The organism is Brevibacillus borstelensis (assembly GCF_037834415.1).
GTDB lineage: Bacteria > Bacillota > Bacilli > Brevibacillales > Brevibacillaceae > Brevibacillus > Brevibacillus borstelensis_A.
Map to the genome: position 1 here is coordinate 1 of NZ_JAUMSJ010000030.1, position 18,538 is coordinate 18,538.

General features: G+C 51.1%; 16 protein-coding genes. 8 read left to right on the forward strand and 8 right to left on the reverse strand.

Features of this window, described 5'->3' with window-relative positions; translation table 11 throughout:
* The 3 genes from Q3F21_RS19855 to htpG all read left to right on the forward strand — a co-directional run.
* A partial coding sequence (locus tag Q3F21_RS19855) for a zinc ribbon domain-containing protein (protein WP_340256988.1) occupies positions 1–246 on the forward strand: 246 nt, incomplete at its 5' end.
* A gap of 195 nt (positions 247–441) precedes the next feature.
* The gene (locus Q3F21_RS19860) at positions 442–1,620 is read left to right on the forward strand and encodes a PstS family phosphate ABC transporter substrate-binding protein (RefSeq protein WP_340256990.1); all 1,179 of its coding nucleotides are present in this window, start codon (positions 442–444) and stop codon (positions 1,618–1,620) included.
* 144 nt (positions 1,621–1,764) lie between these two features.
* Complete coding sequence (gene htpG / locus Q3F21_RS19865) at positions 1,765–3,645, forward strand: molecular chaperone HtpG (protein WP_340256992.1); 1,881 nt, start codon at positions 1,765–1,767, stop codon at positions 3,643–3,645.
* A 113-nt stretch (positions 3,646–3,758) separates the two neighbouring features.
* Here the strand turns inward: htpG and Q3F21_RS19870 are convergent, their stop codons facing one another.
* Positions 3,759–4,499, reverse strand: a complete 741-nt coding sequence (locus tag Q3F21_RS19870; RefSeq protein WP_340256994.1) for a glucose 1-dehydrogenase — start codon at positions 4,497–4,499, stop codon at positions 3,759–3,761.
* A gap of 76 nt (positions 4,500–4,575) precedes the next feature.
* Entirely contained in the window at positions 4,576–5,154 is a 579-nt protein-coding gene (locus Q3F21_RS19875; RefSeq protein WP_340256996.1) for a TetR/AcrR family transcriptional regulator, read from the reverse strand.
* A gap of 286 nt (positions 5,155–5,440) precedes the next feature.
* On the opposite strand from Q3F21_RS19875, the gene Q3F21_RS19880 reads away from it, so the two are divergent.
* Positions 5,441–7,462 carry a penicillin-binding transpeptidase domain-containing protein gene (locus tag Q3F21_RS19880; protein WP_340256998.1) on the forward strand — a complete coding sequence of 674 codons (2,022 nt, stop codon included), beginning with the start codon at positions 5,441–5,443 and terminating at the stop codon, positions 7,460–7,462.
* A gap of 67 nt (positions 7,463–7,529) precedes the next feature.
* On the opposite strand, the gene Q3F21_RS19885 is transcribed toward Q3F21_RS19880, so the two are convergent.
* Positions 7,530–8,246 carry an FHA domain-containing protein gene (locus Q3F21_RS19885; RefSeq protein ID WP_340257000.1) on the reverse strand — a complete coding sequence of 239 codons (717 nt, stop codon included), beginning with the start codon at positions 8,244–8,246 and terminating at the stop codon, positions 7,530–7,532.
* Positions 8,247–8,526: 280 nt separating this feature from the next.
* Here Q3F21_RS19885 and Q3F21_RS19890 point away from each other — a divergent pair, with 280 nt between their 5' ends.
* Complete coding sequence (locus tag Q3F21_RS19890) at positions 8,527–9,876, forward strand: glycosyltransferase family 2 protein (RefSeq protein WP_425341283.1); 1,350 nt, start codon at positions 8,527–8,529, stop codon at positions 9,874–9,876.
* Between the two features lie 305 nt (positions 9,877–10,181).
* Positions 10,182–10,595 carry a hypothetical protein gene (locus Q3F21_RS19895; RefSeq protein WP_340257002.1) on the forward strand — a complete coding sequence of 138 codons (414 nt, stop codon included), beginning with the start codon at positions 10,182–10,184 and terminating at the stop codon, positions 10,593–10,595.
* An 82-nt stretch (positions 10,596–10,677) separates the two neighbouring features.
* On the opposite strand, the gene Q3F21_RS19900 is transcribed toward Q3F21_RS19895, so the two are convergent.
* Positions 10,678–11,616: a TIGR01777 family oxidoreductase gene (locus tag Q3F21_RS19900; protein ID WP_340257004.1), complete on the reverse strand. Its 939-nt coding sequence runs from the start codon at positions 11,614–11,616 to the stop codon at positions 10,678–10,680.
* 303 nt (positions 11,617–11,919) lie between these two features.
* Positions 11,920–13,044 carry an NADH-dependent flavin oxidoreductase gene (locus tag Q3F21_RS19905; protein ID WP_340257006.1) on the reverse strand — a complete coding sequence of 375 codons (1,125 nt, stop codon included), beginning with the start codon at positions 13,042–13,044 and terminating at the stop codon, positions 11,920–11,922.
* Between the two features lie 224 nt (positions 13,045–13,268).
* Between Q3F21_RS19905 and Q3F21_RS19910 the strand changes: the two genes are divergently transcribed.
* Positions 13,269–14,492 carry an RtcB family protein gene (locus tag Q3F21_RS19910; RefSeq protein ID WP_340257007.1) on the forward strand — a complete coding sequence of 408 codons (1,224 nt, stop codon included), beginning with the start codon at positions 13,269–13,271 and terminating at the stop codon, positions 14,490–14,492.
* Positions 14,493–14,686: 194 nt separating this feature from the next.
* Here Q3F21_RS19910 and Q3F21_RS19915 read toward each other — a convergent pair whose 3' ends face one another.
* Positions 14,687–15,340, reverse strand: a complete 654-nt coding sequence (locus Q3F21_RS19915) for a YHYH domain-containing protein (RefSeq protein WP_340257008.1) — start codon at positions 15,338–15,340, stop codon at positions 14,687–14,689.
* A 454-nt stretch (positions 15,341–15,794) separates the two neighbouring features.
* Between Q3F21_RS19915 and Q3F21_RS19920 the strand changes: the two genes are divergently transcribed.
* Complete coding sequence (locus Q3F21_RS19920) at positions 15,795–16,208, forward strand: NUDIX hydrolase (RefSeq protein ID WP_340257010.1); 414 nt, start codon at positions 15,795–15,797, stop codon at positions 16,206–16,208.
* Positions 16,209–16,370: 162 nt separating this feature from the next.
* Here the strand turns inward: Q3F21_RS19920 and Q3F21_RS19925 are convergent, their stop codons facing one another.
* Positions 16,371–17,600, reverse strand: coding sequence for a methyl-accepting chemotaxis protein (locus Q3F21_RS19925; protein ID WP_340257012.1), 1,230 nt, complete (start codon positions 17,598–17,600; stop codon positions 16,371–16,373).
* A 4-nt stretch (positions 17,601–17,604) separates the two neighbouring features.
* The gene (locus Q3F21_RS19930) at positions 17,605–18,354 is read right to left on the reverse strand and encodes a cache domain-containing protein (protein ID WP_340257014.1); all 750 of its coding nucleotides are present in this window, start codon (positions 18,352–18,354) and stop codon (positions 17,605–17,607) included.
* Positions 18,355–18,538: the final 184 nt, after the last annotated feature.

Here is an 18,538-nt window from a genome sequence, read left to right on the forward strand (position 1 = left end):
TTGCATAGTTGGACTTTCTATCAGCTTCAGCAGTTTATCTCCTACAAAGCAAATCTTGTTGGCATTCAAATTGTGGAGGTGAATCCTGCCTACACATCCCAAACATGCCCTGCATGTGGAGACAAGAATAAGGCGAAAGATAGAAAATACGAATGTCCTTGTGGGTTCAAAATTCATCGCGATCAAGTTGGAGCTATCAATATCATGAACCAACCTGTGGCAGATGGTAACAGTCTGTCAGCCTAAGATGCTATAAGGCACTGTCTTAGGACGGGCTAATGAGATAGCCCTGAACTTGGGGGAACTACGAATAGCAGAAATGCACTTCCGACTACCACCCAAGAATCCCACTGATACCAAAGGTGTCAGCTTGCCCCTATAGGGGTGGGAGTCTCAAATTCGCTTATAATGAGCATGAGAGAAAAGAACAAGGGGGCAGACATGAACGTAAATCTCATCGGAAAAGTGATTGGCTGCATCGTGATCATCTTTGGCCTGTTGTTTTTCGGGTTCTTGGCGATGTTGTTAACAACGCTGCAAGGCGGAGCGAAATTTTATACGCCGCTTGCGGCTGTGGTAACAGCTGTGCTCATTTTGTTCGTCATTTTGCGAATGTTCGTTCCGATCAAGCCGCGCGTGCTCTATCGCTCGCTCGCGGTCTGTTTTGGCCTGGGCCTCTTGACCGTGGCAGGCTACGAGATAAACAAGGCCTACCATAACAGCATCGAGACTGTCGGCGAGCAGGATGTAGATTTGGAGCAGTACCGGCCGTTTCAGCCCTTGACGAAAGCGGTAAAGCTGGAAGAGCCCTCGACTCTCAATCTTGAATCCGAACTGCCCAGGATCGATGGAGCGACAGCGTTCTATCCTTTGTATGCCGCCTTTGCGCAAGCGGTTTATCCGGAGAAGCGGTACGATCTGTACGACGGCGAGGTGATGGTGAACAAGACCCCGCGGGCATACGACAATTTGATCGAGGGCTCTGTAGATGTCATCTTCGCTTTTGCTCCGTCCGAACGGCAGCTGGAAGACGCGAGAAGCAAAGGCAAAGAGCTGAAGCTGACCCCGATTGGACGGGAAGCCTTCGTATTTTTCGTCAACGCGGAAAATCCGGTGAAAGGGCTGACGACCGAACAAATCCAGGATATTTACGCGGGCAAGATCACCAACTGGAAGGAGGTCGGCGGGCCAAACGAGGCGATTCGCGCCTTCCAGCGGCCGGAGAACAGCGGAAGCCAGAGCATGCTGCAGAGGTTCATGGGAGACAAGGAGCTGATGACCCCTCCCCAGGAGGACGTCGTACAGGGGATGGGCAGAATCATTGAGCAAACGGCAAACTACCGGAACTACAAGAATGCCATTGGCTATTCATTCCTCTATTTTGCGACCGAAATGGCAAGCAACGGCAATATTCGATTGCTTGAGGTAGACGGGGTGAAGCCCGAGAAAAGCACGATCATGAGCAAGCAGTACCCGTTGACGGCCGAGTTTTACGCCGTGACGGCAGGCAGCGACAATCCGAATGTATCCAGACTGATCGAATGGATCTTGTCCCCGCAAGGACAGTGGCTTGTGGAAAAGACCGGCTATACGCCGATTGCCGATCCGGCAAAGCGGTAGGTGTCGCGTCCATTGTTAAACCTTGTTGACACAAACAGCGAGTATTGCTATAAAAAATATTGAATAGCACTCGATGAGGTCGAGTGCTAACAAAAAGCTTCGCTACATAGCTGTACCTACCCAATGGAGAAGGGAGAATGCGCCATGGAAAAAAAGCAGTTTCAAGCGGAATCGAAGCGGCTCTTGGAAATGATGATCAATTCCATCTACACGCAAAAAGAGATTTTTTTGCGGGAGCTGATTTCAAACGCGAGTGACGCGATCGACAAGATTTACTACAAAGCGTTGACTGACGAGAGCCTGGTCTTTGACAAAGACAGCTATTACATCAAGGTCATTCCCGACAAGAAAAACAGAACACTGACCATGCGGGATACCGGCATCGGCATGACCCGGGACGAGCTTGAAAATCATCTCGGCGTCATCGCGAGGAGCGGCTCTTTGGCATTTAAAAAAGAGAATGAAACGAAGGACGGCCATGCGATCATCGGTCAATTCGGCGTCGGCTTCTATTCCGCGTTTATGGTGGCGGATGTGGTGACCGTGATCAGCAAAGCGCTGAACGGCGACGGCGCGTACAAGTGGGAGTCTTCCGGGGCGGACGGCTACACGATTGAGCCGTGGGAAAAGGAATCCGTCGGTACAGATGTCATCCTGAAGATCAAGGAAAATACCGACGAGGAGAGCTTCGACGAGTTTTTGGACGAGTACCGCTTGCGGGCGATCATCAAAAAATATTCCGACTTCATCCGATACCCGATCAAGATGGACGTTGCCGGAAGAAGGCTGAAGGAGGGCAGCGACAACGAGTACGAGGATTACCAGGAAGAACAGCGGATTAACAGCATGGTCCCGATCTGGAGAAAAAACAAAAGCGAGCTGTCGACCGAAGACTACGAGAATTTTTACGCCGAAAAGCATTACGGCTTCGACAAGCCGCTCGCGTACGTCCATATAAACGCGGATGGCGCGGTATCCTATCAGGCCATCCTCTTTATCCCGGAGAGCATTCCCTTTGACTATTACACCAGGGAATACGAAAAAGGTCTTGAACTGTATGCCAACGGCGTATTGATCATGAACAAATGCGCCGACCTGCTGCCGGACCATTTCAGCTTCGTCAAAGGGATGGTAGATTCGGAAAGCTTATCCCTCAATATTTCCCGAGAGATGCTGCAGCATGACCGGCAGTTGAAGCTGATCGCGAAAAATATCGCCAGCAAAATCAAAAGCCAACTGCAAAGCATGCTGAAAAATGAAAGAGAAAAGTACGAGCAATTTTACAAATCGTTCGGCAGACAATTGAAATTCGGCGTGTACAGCGATTTCGGAAGCCATAAGGATGTCCTCCAGGATTTGCTCATGTTCTATTCCTCCAAGGAGAAAAAGCTGGTTACGCTGGATGAATATGTGGCGAGAATGCCGGAAGAGCAGAAATACATCTACTACGCTTCAGGAGAATCGAATGAAAGAATCGAGAAGCTCCCTCATACAGAGCTTGTAGCCGAAAAAGGCTACGAAATTTTGTATTTCACCGATGACATCGACGAGTTCGCCATCAAAATGCTGCGGTCATACAAAGACAAGGAGTTCAAATCCGTATCGAGCGGCGATCTTGGCATTGAAACAGATGACAGCCAAGGCGATGCAGACGCCGAGAACAACGAGAACAAAGAACTTTTCGACTATATGACCAGCCTGTTGTCCGGCAAAGTCAAAAAAGTAAAAGCATCGAAGCGATTGAAGAGCCACCCTGTCTGCCTGTCGACCGAAGGGGAAGTGACGATCGAGATGGAAAAAATCTTGAACGCCATGCCGAACAACCCCAACGTAAAGGCGGACAAAGTGCTGGAAATCAACATTCATCATGACGTGTTCCAATCGTTGAAAGACGCCTTTGCCAAAGACCAGGAGAAGCTGAATCTGTATACGGCTCTGCTCTACAATCAGTCGCTCTTGATCGAAGGCTTGCCAATTGAAGATCCGGTCGAATTTACGAACGATATGTGCAAAATCATGGTTTAATGGACATTAGTGAAAAAACGCTTGGGTTTCCAAGCGTTTTCTCGATCCGCTTCCGATCATGACATATTTGGAAGCACTTTTGTTTCAGGTGGCTGTTTCGGTATATGGCTGCTTCAGATAAACCCGCCGTTTACTCGCAAAGTTTGTCCGGTTACCCACTGCGACTTGTCGCTAACCAAAAATTCAATGACATTCGCGATGTCCTCCGGTTCACCAAGTCGACCAAATGCATTCATTTTTTTCGTTGCCTCTATTTGCTGTTCTGTTTTTCCGGTTGAGAACAGTTCGGTATCGACCGGACCCGGAGCTACCGCATTGATGGTAATGCTTTTGGAGCCAAACTCCTTCGCCAGCTGACGAGTGAATTGTTCGACTGCTCCCTTGGTGCCCGCATAAACGCTGTATGCAGGAAACATTTGCCCGGTGACGGAGGTGGAGAAATTCACGATCCTTCCGTTGTTCTCCATATGTTTCATGGCTTGCTGACAAGCAAAGAAAGTCCCCTTTACATTTATCGCAAACAGCTTGTCGAAATCCTCCTCGCCGACCTCTGCAAGCGGCGCATTGATCATGAGTCCAGCATTGTTGACGAGAATATTCACCTTGCCGAATTCTGCAATGGTTGCGGCGAATAATTTTTCGATGTCGGTCATCTTGCCAAGATCAGCTTGCACAGCGATTGCTGTTCCGCCTTTTCGGCTGATGCGTTCTACCACATCTGCCGCCTTTTCTGCACTGTTCGCGTAATTGATCACGACGCTCGCGCCGAGATCAGCGAGGCGTTCGGCGATGGCACGTCCGATCCCTCTAGAAGATCCGGTGACGATGGCAACCTTACCCTCCAATTGTTTCATATGTGTTCCTCCTTTTTCGGGTTGCTTTTCTGCAATTTATGCTTGTAAAAACGACCTTTTCATTCCTGCTGATCTGTCATGACAATGCTTTTCTGATCAAGCCCCATACTTCCAAAAATTCGTCCTCAATCGCAGCGCTTTTCCATTCGTATGCGTGGGCGGGATGATGGAATCGCATTGTTGCATGGAAAACAGCACGAGCCAGTTGATCAGGACGATTGGTTTTGATCGGGCCGCGTGAAATGATTTCGCTCATTTGTTCGATGATGATGCCTATATGCCTGGAAACTAATTCGGCTGAGTCCTCGGTTACTTTGGCATAAATTTTAAACAACTCTGCATCTTCGCGGGCATAGTGTTGTTTGAGTTGGATCAGTGTCCATATGTACGCTTGTAGATGATCCATTCCTCTCATCTCAGCTTTTTGATAAACCTCCGTCAGCGGTTTTACAATTTTTGAATCTAGCCACTTTTCCGTAGCGCCTTCGAGAAGCTCTGATTTGCTTTTGAAGTGGCGATAAATGGTACCGTGACTGACTCCTAATACTTTCGCGACGTCAGTCACCGAGATTTTGTCTAGGCCAAAGCGCCTTAGAGTTTCTTCCGTTGCATGTAGAATTTGTTGTTTGGTTAAAACGGATGGAGATTTTTCCATATTACTGTCATGCACCTCCTTGTGTAAGAATAACATAAAAATAACAAATGACAAATATGCTTTTTTGTCATTTGTTATACCTGATAATACGAAATAGTTCTGCGTAGAAATAATGACATTATCATTTTGCTGTTATTGTTCGTCTATTGATCGGGGAAATGCCTTGACCTATGATGGAGCTGTCGCAGGATGGAGAAACGCCTTGATGATCGGAAGACTAACCAGCGGTATCTTGTTTTCAGTGATATGAAATGAATAAAGAATTCAAAAGCAGGGTGAAAGAACAGTGAAAAAACAAATATGGTCCGTGGCTGCCTTTCTATTCGTTTTCGTTCTGTGCGGATGCAGCAAACAGGAAGAAAACCCTGAGGATGTCGCACAGGCTTATCTATCCGACTGGCAGCAGCAGCATTTTTCGCAAATGTACGATCGGCTGACTCCTGAGGCAAAATCCGCGATGACCGCTGAAGAATTCGCTCAACGCTACAGGAAAATCTATGACGGGATCGAAGCGAAACACATATCGATCGCGAAGACCTCTCAACAGACTCCACCTCCTGGCGAAGACGAAGTGGAAAGGATTGTCCCTTACCACGTCAAACTGGATACGGTCGCGGGTCCGCTGGATTTCAAGCATCAACTAAAGCTCCAAAAGACCGAGGTTGACAAGGAAACGAAGTGGCTGGTAGAGTGGGAGCCCTCGCTTATTTTCCCGCAAATGGAGAAGGGGGATAAGGTCCGGGTGCAAACCATTAAGGCGGAACGTGGAGAGATTCTGGATAGAAACGGAAACGGCTTGGCCCTGAATGGAACCGCTCCGCAGCTTGGGATCATTCCGGGGAAATTAGGCGACTCCGCGGAAAATAAAAAAGCGGAATTGGCCCGGAAATTGAACATCAGCGTGGAAGAGATCGACAAAAAGCTGAGCGCTGCCTGGGTCAAGCCTGACTTGTTTGTTCCCATCGCATTTGTACCGGAAGAAACCGTAGCCGAATACAGCAATACCCCTTGGGTGGATTTCCAAGATAAAAAACTGCGTGTCTACCCGTATGGCGATGCCGCAGCCCATCTAACCGGATACATTGCAGAGATGAACGCCGAGGAGCTCGAGCGGCATAAGGATCAGGGATATCGTAGCGGCGATCTGATCGGCAAAGCCGGCTTGGAACAAGTCTTCGAAGAACGTTTGAGAGGAAAAGACGGAGCCTTTATTGCGGTTACCGATGACAAAGGCAATCAAAAAGCGGTGATAGCCGAATCGAAAGCGGTATCCGGAACGACGATCAAGCTGACCATCGATGCACATTTACAAAAAACCATTTATGACGAGGTGAAGCAAGAATCGGCTTCTGTCGCGGCGATTCAGCCGAAAACGGGCGAAATCCTTGCTTTAGCGAGCAGTCCGTCTTACGATCCGAATGCTTTCATACGCGGAATTTCCAGTCGGCAGTACGAGCAGTGGAAGAACGACCCGCGGAATCCCTTTTTAAACCGATTCTCGAAGGGATATTCGCCGGGCTCGGCATTTAAGATCGTGACAGCTGCGATCGGGCTGGATACGAATGCCATCGATCCTGGCGAAGAGAAACCGATTTCCGGCCTGACATGGGCGAAAGACGGGTCATGGGGCAACTATTTCGTCAAGCGCGTCCATGAAGCGAAATCCGTCAACCTGTTGAAGTCTCTCGTTTATTCGGACAACATCTACTTCGCTCAAGCAGCACTGGGCATCGGGGCCGACGCCTTTGAGAAGGAGAGCGCCAAATTCGGCATAGGCGAGGCATTGCCCATCCCTTATCCTTTTAGCAAGTCCCAGCTGTCAAACCGCGGCATTGAGAATGAAATCCTGCTTGCCGATACCGGCTACGGACAAGGGGAAGTAAAGATGACCACGCTTCATGTTGCACTGGTTTTCTCGGCGCTCGTAAATGAAGGCAATATCGTATATCCCTTGTTAACAAAAGAAAATGAGACAAAGCATCCGAACATCTGGAAGGAGCAAGCCATGACTCCGGAGACAGCGGCCATATTGAAAAAAGATCTCATTCAAGCGGTTAGCAGTCCGGATGGAGTGGGACACGGTGCATATATTCCAGGGAAGTCTATCGCCGGGAAGACCGGGACGGCGGAATTGAAGCAAAGCAAAGACGCGGACGGCCAGGAAAACGGATGGTTTGTCGGTTTTCAAGCAGATGCTCCCGAGCTGCTGTTGTCCATGATGGTCGAAGACGTCAAAGGGCGGGGAGGAAGCAGCGTCGTCACGAAGAAGGTCAAACGCATCTTTCAGCAAGTCTTGAAGAACAAGTGACTGGCAAAAGCGTCAGCTTCCCTTTCCGAATGAGTGAGGACCGGCGATGTTGACCGGTCCTGCAATCTTAAAAGCGGACATGGGCTGCCGCTGGCGATTCTGTTTTTTGCGCGGGCAACTGCTGGAGTATGTAGCCTTTGCCTCTGATATTTTCAATGGAAATCGCATGATTCGTTTTTTTGCGTATTCGATAGAGGAGAGAATTGATCTCTTCCGAACTGACAGGAGGAAGCTTCGAGTCTGCGGGCCTTTCCGGCCATACATAGCGGATAATTTCGTCTTTTCCTACAAAGTGCCGCTCCCTTCGCAGCAACAATTCCAGACATCTGTACTCCTTTTCGGAAAAGTGATAGCTGCTTCCGTGAATCCGAATGATCTGCCGTACAGGGTCCATCCTGTCCGGAGCAGAGTCATTGCTTGGCAGGGGCAAAGGCTTGAAGTCCAGAGTCTCTTCCAAATTGATCGGAGAGAAGACAAGAATGACCATTCCTCTGGCAAATGTGATACTGTCGGAAGCTGAGAGAACCGTCGGCATAAAAGGGATCAGCCGACTCCCATTGACCTCTGTTCCGTGCTTGCTATCTAAATCCATAATGTAATAGTTACCGTTTTCAAGGTAAATCGACGCCTGTTTTCGAGAGACGTAGACATTATCAAATGCAAGATCCGGTTCCCACTGCCCATCCTTTCTTCCCAACAGGGTGTTGGAACGGTGAAGCTGAAAAGTTGATCCTCCGTCAAAAGGAAATCCGCGAACCACGACCAGACGCGAAGGAAAACTCACAACGGATAACCTCCTCTCGTTGAACGATTAAATTTGATAAGAGATCCATTCGTTAATAGTACGACAGAAATGGGCAAAATGTTTCAACTCCCCTCGCGTAAGCCGGCACCCGGTAAAGCAATAAGAAAGCAGACGAAACTGTAAAACGCATCCTGAAAATCCAAGTATTTCATTTGTGGGCGTGTAAAGCTGTGAGGTATGCTGGTAATTAGACCTGCTTTTCATCCTAAGTCAAACATCTCGGAAACTGTCACGTTTCCGGTGGCAGGGGGTCCCAACTTTGCAGTCCAACATGAATTACCAGAAGAAACTGCGGAATCGGGCGGCAACCTCCAGATATATTTCTGTGAAGATGAAATTTTGGATCAGTCAGTTGATTGCCATCGCGTGGATGCTGGTTTCAATAGTCCTGTCTTTGCCGTGGCTCGATGACCTGGCTCAATTGATCCCGCTTTTTGCCGCTATTGCCATCATTGCGGGCATCTCTTACATACCCGGATATATGAATGCATTCATGGTAGCCAGCCTGCTGATCGACCGACAGCCGGCCTTCAAGACGATAGCACCGTTGGAAGATATTACGATTGTGATTGCCTGCCGAAACGAGGAAAAAGGCATCGGGGAAACGCTGAAACAGATTGCCAAACAAGACTACAAGGGAAAAATATATGTCATCGTAGCAGACAATGGCTCCAGCGACCGAACGGCGGAGACAGCCCGAGAAGTCGGCGATCAGCTGGGTTTGTCTGTTCTGGTCGTTACCGAGAACAGTCCCGGAAAACACAACGCCCTCAATCGGGCTCTACCGCAGGTCAAGACAAGGTACATTGTGACACTCGACGCCGATACGCTTCTGCACCCCCAAGCGATACGCTACATCGTTGCCCGTATGTTGTCCGCGCCCGAAGATGTCGGCGCTGTGGCCGGAGCAGTCCTCGTTCGCAACAGCCGTGAGAACTTCTTGGCAAAAATTCAGGAATGGGATTACTTTTTGGGCATCGCCAGCATCAAGCGATTGCAAGGGTTATACCAGGGAACGCTTGTAGCGCAGGGTGCCTTTTCCCTTTACGAAACGGAAGCCATAAGAAAAATCGGGGGATGGCCTGATGCCATCGGGGAAGATATCGTGTTGACCTGGCGGTTGCTTGGCACGAATCAAAGGGTCTATTTCGAACCGCTGGCTGTAGCCTTCACCGAGGTGCCCACTACTTGCAAGCACTTTTTCAGGCAGCGAAGCCGTTGGGCCAGAGGGATGATCGAGGCATTGCAAGTCATAAAGCCGTGGCAGCAGCCCATTATGTTTGCCCGGTTTCTAACCGGTTACAATCTGATCATGCCTTATCTCGACTTGGTGTACACGTTTTGTTGGCTTCCCGGCCTGATCGCGGCTTTTTTCGGACACTACTGGATTGTAGGGCCGGTTACGATCCTGGTCCTGCCGCTGGCGCTTCTGCAAAATTACATCCTGTACCGTTACCAGCGATATGTCTTTCGCACGCTGGATTTGAAGATCAGGCGGAACCGCTGGGGCTTTATCGCCTTTGTCCTTTTTTATCAGATGATCATGAGTCCGGTGTCTGTCTGCGGATACTTTCAGGAAGCACTGAAGCTTGGGCGGGTCTGGAAATAGGCGTGTACGAAAGCGATTGGCATGGCTTGGAAGAAGGCATTCATACATTTGGACCTCACCGGATCGGTGGGGTTTTTTCTTTGCGAAAGTTAACTCTTTTTCCACCATTTGTTATAATCGATTAGACCTTGCCCGGTTATGCGGTGTTTCTTGAAGTGGTATGGTCGATACCCTTTGGCAGTCCTATGTTTACTCCGGGTACATGTAAAGGATGTGAGCTTATCAGAAGAACCGTGATCATCCTCCTTTGGTCCATTGCTGTCATCACTATGTTCATTTTTGGCTTTGGCAAAGAGAGGCCGAAAGTGACCGTACAAGTGACGCTCAGCCATTTATCCGAAGAAGAGCAGAACGCAGCAGCAGTTCCGAAAGCCAATAAGAAAGACCTCAGAAAACTTGAGGTCAAAATACGCATAGATGATTCCAAAGGCGCAACAGACAGGAAAATAGAGATTCCGCACCTGCCTGCAGTGATCAAGCGGTACGACGAGGCACGGGTGATTTCCGGCAGTGCGTTTGAACAAAACAATGTCGGGGCGGAAGCCTTTGCGATCTCTGAACAGTCCGTCATCTTTAATGCGGGAGGGCTGGACGAGGAAGCGATTCGCGGCATGTTTGAGACGTCTTATTGTGAGGTAAGCTGGAGGACGAAGGACAGTGGGAGGACGGCCAACAGGTTTTCCATCGGGAATTTGCTTCATGTCCAGCAGGAGCCGTAATCCGATGAAGCCAGACTAGGCTGCAAAAATCCGCCTCGCCTGCTGCATGAAAAAGGGGAGAGGCGGAAAGCGTGTGCCGCTATCAGGAATGCCGGGAGACGTTTAGTTGTTCTCGATAAATATCCCTGAGTGTGGCTTCCAAATCCGTATACCTGAAAGTAAACCCGGCATCGAGCAGCTTTTTGGGGACGCAATTTCTCCCGGTCAAGGCCAGGCTCGGCTCTGTCCTCATGACAAGGTAAGCGCCCAGCCATACCAACGGGGCCGGAGCAGGAGGAGCCCATCCCTTGTTCATCACCTTCCGCAGCGTCCGCATGAATTCGCGGTTGGTTACGGGGGTGGGGCCGGTCGCGTTGTAGATTCCCTGCAGTCGGTCGTTTTGGATCGCGGCGAAAATCATCTCGTTCAGATCATCTATGTGGAGCCAGCTGATATATTGGTTGCCGGAGCCGACCGTGCCGCCCAGATTGTATGTTGCAAGCTTCATGAGCGGCTCCAGCGCGCCCCCGTTTTTTCCCAAGACGAAGCCGATCCGCAGCAAGACTTTTCTCGTTTTGGGCAGCTCCACGGCAAAAAAAGCCTCTTCCCACCGTTTGCAAACTTCTACGGAAAAGCCCTCCCCGTGCGGAGCTTCTTCGTCGCAAAGCTGGCGCGTATCTCCGAAAATGGCAAGGGAGCCGGCCTGGATAAACACGGGAGGCGGATTTTTGCATGCCAGTATGGCATCTGTCAGAACCTTGACGGAGGCGAGCCTGGACTGCATAATTTCCGCTTTATTCTTCCTGGTGTAAATACAATTGACGCTTTTTCCGGTAAAGTTGACGACAGCAGCGCATCCCTCGACCTCAGCCGTCCACTCGCCGGCCGTAGCCCCGTCCCAGGAAACGTACCTTGCATGCGGCTTTTTTCCGGAGGCGCCGCGTGAGAGGATGACGACTTCATAGCCTTTTTCCGACAGAAAGGAAGCCAGGGCGTTCCCTAAAAAACCGGAGCCGCCGGCGAGAATGATTTTATTGCTCACAGGATCACCTCTGTTGCTTTGTTAATAGATGGTACGGCAGTTTCAGATGATTTTGACTTGTACATAGTAGAGTATACCAAAATTTGTATGCGGGCGGGGGACGGAGCTCAGTTGCCTCCGGTTTTTGGTTCCGGAAAGGATGACAAGTGGTGAAGGTTGGGGTGATTCGGCATTTCAAAGTGAAACAGGAGTACCCGAAAAGGGCATGGCTGAGGACATTCGCAAATGGACGTCTGCACGTATTTGAAAAAAGGAGGGATAGAGCCGGGCCCCAATCCCTCCCAGCTATTTGCGGGAAAGCTGTCAGTCCGGGTTTCCTTGATCAATCGGAAACCATCCAGGGACGCCCGAGATCATTCTCCAGAGCGAATCAGGAATTGCCAGTCTGTTTTGATCGCCCCTGGATATGGACGTCTTGATCTCGTCTTCCCGTCCTTCTGCGATTTTTTCGATCCAGTCCGGCTCCATGATCAACTCACGCCCCAGTGCAATCAGAGGAACTCCTGTTTGCAGGGCACGGGCGGCATCCTGCGCGGTGCGGATGGCACCGACGCCCATGACGGGAACCAAATGGCCGATACGCTCTTGGATGATCTGGATGCGGGGGCGGTTGTCGTCGATCCCGCGCCTCGGGACAGACCAGAAATCATTGAGAGAAATGTGCAGATAATCGAGCGGCTTTGCGGCCAGAGCTTCTACAAAGGGCAATGTTTCGGCCATTGTAATGCCGGGTGTTTCGGCTTCCTCGGGAGAGAGGCGGTATCCGACGATGAAAGGCTCTTTGGCGTACTGGCGGACGATCCGATGCACCTTATCCACGACCGCCAGCGGAAAGGTCATGCGCTTTTCCAGCGTCCCGCCCCAACGGTCCTCGCGTCTGTTGGAGTGCGGAGAAAAGAACTGCTGGATCAAAAAGCCGTTGGCCCCGTGTATCTCCACTCCGTCAAATCCTGCCTCGATCGCCCGTCTTGTCGCTTCGCCGAAGGCGTGAACAATGTCGACAATCTCATCGCCTTGCAATTCGCGCGGGACGACGGCCCCTTCTTTTTCCATTGGGACAGCGCTTGCGCTGACGACGTCGCCATTGGACGGAGGACACTGACGGCCGCCGTGGACGATCTGCAGTACGGCTTTTGCGCCATGTTCCTTGATCGTGGAAGCGAGCCGGGACAGCCCGGGGATCATTTCGTCGCGGTCAATCGCTCCCGAGCCGGGGAATCCCCCTTGGGCGCTAATCGTCGTGGATGCCGTGATCACCATGCCGACCCTGCGGGCTCGTCGGCTGTAGTAATGCAAATCGTCTTCCGAGACAGAGCCATCCGAATTTGCCGCGGAGATGGTCATCGGCGCCATGCTGATTCTGTTCTTCAGCCTTACGCCGCAAGGAAGTGCAAATGGTTCGAAAATCGCTTGGAAACTGGCCTTCATGAAAAAACAGCTCCTTTTTCGGCGGATTTTTCGCTTTCTAGCAAAACCCTTTTACTCTATTATCGTAGCGGAACTTTCCTGACAAATACGGTCAGTAAAGAGACTGGAAAAAACCAGACTGTCAGGAAAACCGGAAAAAAAATGTAGAATACCGGATTTGATCCCGATAGAGAGAATACGTAAACAGCATGGAAAAAAAGATGAAAACAAAAGGAGAATGCACCATGTACCAAACAATCGACAACGTAAGGGTATGGGGAACCCCACTGGAAAACGCGGTATCGCAGGCGGTGACCTGCTCGCAATACGGAAACGTCGTTCAGGTGCTGCTCATGGCGGACCATCACAAAGGGTATTCGCAGCCTGTCGGCGGAGTGGTCGTCTACGAAGGGCAGATCTCTCCTTCCGGCGTCGGGTACGACATCGCCTGCGGAAACAAGGCCGTCCGCACCGATCTTCGCTACGAGGATATCAAAACGAGGCTTCCGCAAATCATGGATCAGATCGCCCAAAGCATTTCCTTTGGAATCGGGCGTGTCAACAACGAGAAGGTGGAGCATGACGTATTCGAAGAAGAGGACTGGTACGTGTACAAGCAGATCGGCAAACACGAGCACGACTCCTTGAAGACTTTGGCCAAAAACCAGTTGGGTACCGTCGGAAGCGGGAACCATTTCGTTGACATTTTCGTGGAGGAAGCGACAGGAATCGTGTGGATCGCCAACCATTTCGGCAGCCGCGGCTTTGGACACAAGACGGCCAGCGGTTTTTTGAATTTGGCGAACGGGCGGAAGTTTTCAGACAAGGCACCCGGTGAAAGCATGGACCAACCACCAACGCTGCTCGATTTGGACAGCGAACTGGGAGAGATGTACTTCAAGGCGATGACGCTCGCGGGCAAATATGCGTACGCCGGCCGCGACTACGTGATCGATCAGGTTTTGGGCATTCTCGGCGCGGAATTGACGTTCGAGGTTCACAACCATCACAATTTTGCGTGGAAGGAAATGCACGACGGCAAAGAGTACGTTGTCGTCAGAAAAGGGGCGACGCCTTCCGCGCCGGGGCAGCTGGGGTTTATCGGCGGAAGCATGGGGGATTATTCTGTCATTGTGAAAGGAAAGGATTCAGAGGAAAACAAGGCGGCATACTACAGCACGGTGCACGGCGCAGGCCGGGTCATGAGCCGCACGGAAGCGGCGGGCAGGATGAACTGGAAAACGCGCAAACGCAGCGGCGGAAAAATTACGATGGAACAAATGAGGCAGGCGATCAGCGAGTTTGGCGTGGAGCTTCGCGGAGCCGGAACGGATGAGAGCCCGTTCGTGTACAAAAAGCTGTCCGAGGTGCTCTCCGCCCACGAGGAGACTGTAGAGGTGCTGCACGTTTTGAAGCCTGTCGGCGTCTGCATGGCGGGAGCGGATGAATTCGATCCGTACAAGGATTGAGCCAAGACCGTCCAAAGTTGTTTTATCAAAGGAAGGTTTTGGGGGAACCGAGCGGTTGTCTCTCTTTTAGGCTCGATACGGTGAAACCGACTGGGTCAGGAATCTGCTCACCTATACATGAGGGACACCCCGGGCCGGAAGGTGCATTTGCGTCCGACCTCGCGAAGGTGTCCCATGCTGATTCGGTATTTTGGCTACCAGGCGACAGTGCCGGAAATAAACCCTTTTACTGGGTGCCCTTCGTTATCTGTTGCCGAGATATAATACCATTCCCCGTTTTTCCCCAGGGCTTGGACGGTTGCGTTTTTGGTCAGCGACCCGTTGGCGTTTCCGGCAGAGGAAGGAGTCGGAAAAACATAAGCCTTGTCCACTTGCACGGTGATGTTTTTCGGTTGAATCGACTCGTACTGGGTGATTACGGTTTTCGGAATATACCCGATGCGTCCATCGGCAAAATGGAACGTGATCCACTCGTCGAGCGACCCGTGATCCTGGGCAATTGCTCCGTATTCCAACTGACCGATGACGTAATCATCATGCTGAACGGGTTGAATGTAAACCACTGCCGATTGGACCGCTATGATGGGAATGATGACAGGGGCAGGCGCAGCTGGCTGTGGAGCGGCAGGTTTGGGAGTACTGGGCTTTGGGGACCCGCTCGCACTGCCGGAGCTGGAACCCCCGCCATTATGGTAATGGTATTCACCATAGCGAAGCCCCCATTTTTCGCAATTGGTTCGACAGGTGTGACCTCCATTGGCATCCGTCCTGCCCGGATGGGCAAAGGAAGCTGGAAGAATCGAGAACAGGAAGACTAGTAAAAGAAGAAAGATGATTCCCTTTTTCAAGGATATACCCTCCTTTTTCCATTTTTTCTATTATAATCGATTTTCTTTCTTTTTGGGAAAATAGCGGAATATCCGATCATTGTGATGCAAACAGAGTAAGGGCGGCCAAATCTATGATATGCTTAGCTTGTGTAAACGATTTCCAGTCGGATCACCCCAACGAAAAAGGAGGATGATGAGGATGGAAAAGATAGCCACACCTTGCCCTAAATGCAAGGCAACCGTATGGGGAAGAGGAAGACAAGGCGGGCATGCCTCCATAACCCCCATAAACAAATTCTTCTCTCTCAATTCTGCTTTGATCCACATCATTTGCACGAACTGCGGATACATTCTGGAAAGCTATGTGGAAAAGCCATCCAAGTTTCGGGAGTAGGTATGGGAGCAAAAAGGCTGGATCAGGAACATGATCAAAGAGAAGCGAAAATTCTATCAGCAAGCGGAGGGCTAACAGTTGAAAAGAGTAGACGTCGCATATACGCTGCTATTTGACGAGCAAACAAACAAAGTGCTCTTGGTCTACAACAAAAGAGGGAGCTGGAGCCTGCCGGGCGGAGCGGTAGAGGCAGGAGAGACTTTGCGGGAAGCCGCCATTCGCGAGGCCAGGGAAGAGACCGGTTACGTGGTGGACGTAAACAAAATCGTTGCGGTCAATGAAGCCTTTATCGAGGATGAGCACGTGCATTTTATCACCTTTCGCGGGAAAGTTCTTCAATCCCCCGCGACGATTCCGTACGATTCGGAGATCATGGAAGTCAAATGGGTGGACTTGGCCGAGGCCGACCGCTTGCTGCCTTACCATCCCGAGGGCGTCACCGCTCTGCTGCGCGGCACGGGAGTCGACTATGTGCTGCAGGGAAAACAGTAGAGTTGACCCGACTTGACATACGGTCTATGGGCGAGAAACCGACGTTCCAAGCCCCGGCAAGCAAATGCTGAACGGAATAAAGTCCCAGGAGCGACTACTAAAAAAGGGATATCCCCGGCAACGGAGATACCCCTTTTTTGCTGCTTTCCCATGATCATGACGCTATAGCTTGAATCTGCCGACGAGCATTTGCAAACGGTCCGCCATCTGGGACAAGGACGTTGCAGAGGAAGCGATCTCCTCGATGGAAGCGAGCTGTTCTTCGGACGCTGCCGAGGCTTCTTGCGTCCGAGAGGCGGCCAGTTCAGCCGAGCCGCTGATTGTTTTTATGGCAAAGACCAATTCCTCGGCGGTGTCGGCGATTTGTTGAATGGCGCCGGCGACTTCCTGCATGCTGTGATTGACGGTCTGGACAGATTGCTCGATGTGGGTAAAGGAACGGCCAGCCTTGTCCACAGAAGAGAGTCCTTCTTCCACGCCCGTCGTTGTCTGGGCCATGGACTGGACTGCTTGCGTCGTCTCCTCCCTGACCGCCGCGATCAGGCGGGAGATTTGCGTCGCCGATTGGGCTGACTGCTCGGCCAGCTTCCGTACCTCGTCGGCGACGACAGCAAAGCCTCGGCCGTGCTCGCCTGCCCGAGCAGCTTCGATCGCGGCGTTCAGCGCCAGCAGATTTGTCTGTTCGGCAATCCCGGTAATGACATCGAGAATGTCGCCGATTTCCTGTGAGCGCTCCCCAAGTCCTTGAATGACGGCCGCGAGATCGCGAACCGCAGTGTGTATGTCCGTCATCTTTTGCGCGACGTCCTTTATTTCCGTTTCACCGCTGGACGCTTGCGTCGATGCCTCCGCAGTGAGCGAGGAAACGCGCTCGCTTCTTCCTGCGATCAGGTGGACGCGCTCGGACAACCGCCCAATCGTTGCCGAAGCCTGCTCAACACTGTGTGCTTGCTTGTCTACGCCGGAGGCGATTTCCTGCATGGTCATGGAAACCTGTTCGGTCGAGCCGCTGGCCTGTTCGGCGCTTGCCGTCAGCTGTTCCGCCGCCACGGCTACCTGCTGTGAGCTGCTTGCCACTTCTTGAAGCAGCTCGCGAAGCGTAACCTGCATGTGCTGGATCGTTTGTCCGAGCTGTCCGAACTCGTTCCGGCTGTGGAGTTGGACGTCTTCGGTCAAGTCTCCCTGACTGATCCTTTCCGCCGTGTCCATCATCTTTTTCAAGGGCGTGGTAATGGAGCGGATGATCGCAAAGACGACAAGGCTACCCATGATGATCGCGATGCTTATAACGAGCAGGGTGCGATCCAAAATCGGCTGAACGGCCTGCTCAATCTCTTCGACGTACATCACTCCGACGATCTTCCAGCCCGTGAGAGAATTGGTTGCAAACAAAATGTCAACAGCTTGTCCCGTCTATCGTTTCGTGAAGAAATCCCGTTTCCTGTTTTTGCAGCTCAGTGGCCCAGGAGTGATCTGCCTCCGCCCCGCTTTTTTCCGTCGGATGGACGATGTATTTCCCGGTTTGATCGAGGAGAGTAGCGTAGCCGTCTTCTCCGATGCGAATCTCGGACGAAAGTTTTTTTAATTTGCCGAGATCCAGATCTACGGCAACGACACCTGAGCCGTCCTGCAGGCTTTGTGTAATCGTCACTACCATATCGCCGGTGGAAGCAGCTATGTAAGGAGCGGTAATGACAGCCTTTCCCTTTTGGGACATTGCTTGCTGGTACCACGGCCTTGTCCGAGGATCGTAGCCGTCGGGCAGTTTTTTGTCAGGAGACTGGATCATAAAACCGTTCTCCGTCCCCACGTAAATGCTCACCAATTCGGGATGCAGGCCGTGGTATTGATCCAGCCGGCTTTTGACCAGAGAAGGGCCGCTTGCCGCAAAATCCTGCTTCGCGAGATGATCGGAAAAGTAACCCACATCGTTGATTTTGGGGGAGATGGTATCCTGGATGATGAGGTTGAGGAGCTCTACATCCTTTTTTGCTCCCTGAAGAACTTCCTGCTCCATGTTTTGCTTGGCGCTTTGAAACGAAAATCCGCCAATCGCGAGGGTGGGAACGATAAGGAGGAGGGCAAAGGACAGGATCAGCTTGAAGCGGACAGAAAATCCTTTGCTGTTTTTCGTCGTATCTGGCATGGATGATTGCCCCCTTTTCGAAATGAAATTTTATAAATAACATAAAAAGTTAACTAAATTAAAATAACATAGCTTGGCAAACTTGGGAATGTTTCATGTCACTTTCTTTATTTTTGGTTTATTCATTATCATTAAAAAAACCTGCCCGCTCATCCGCTGCGGGCAGGTGGCGAAAAAGCAGGGG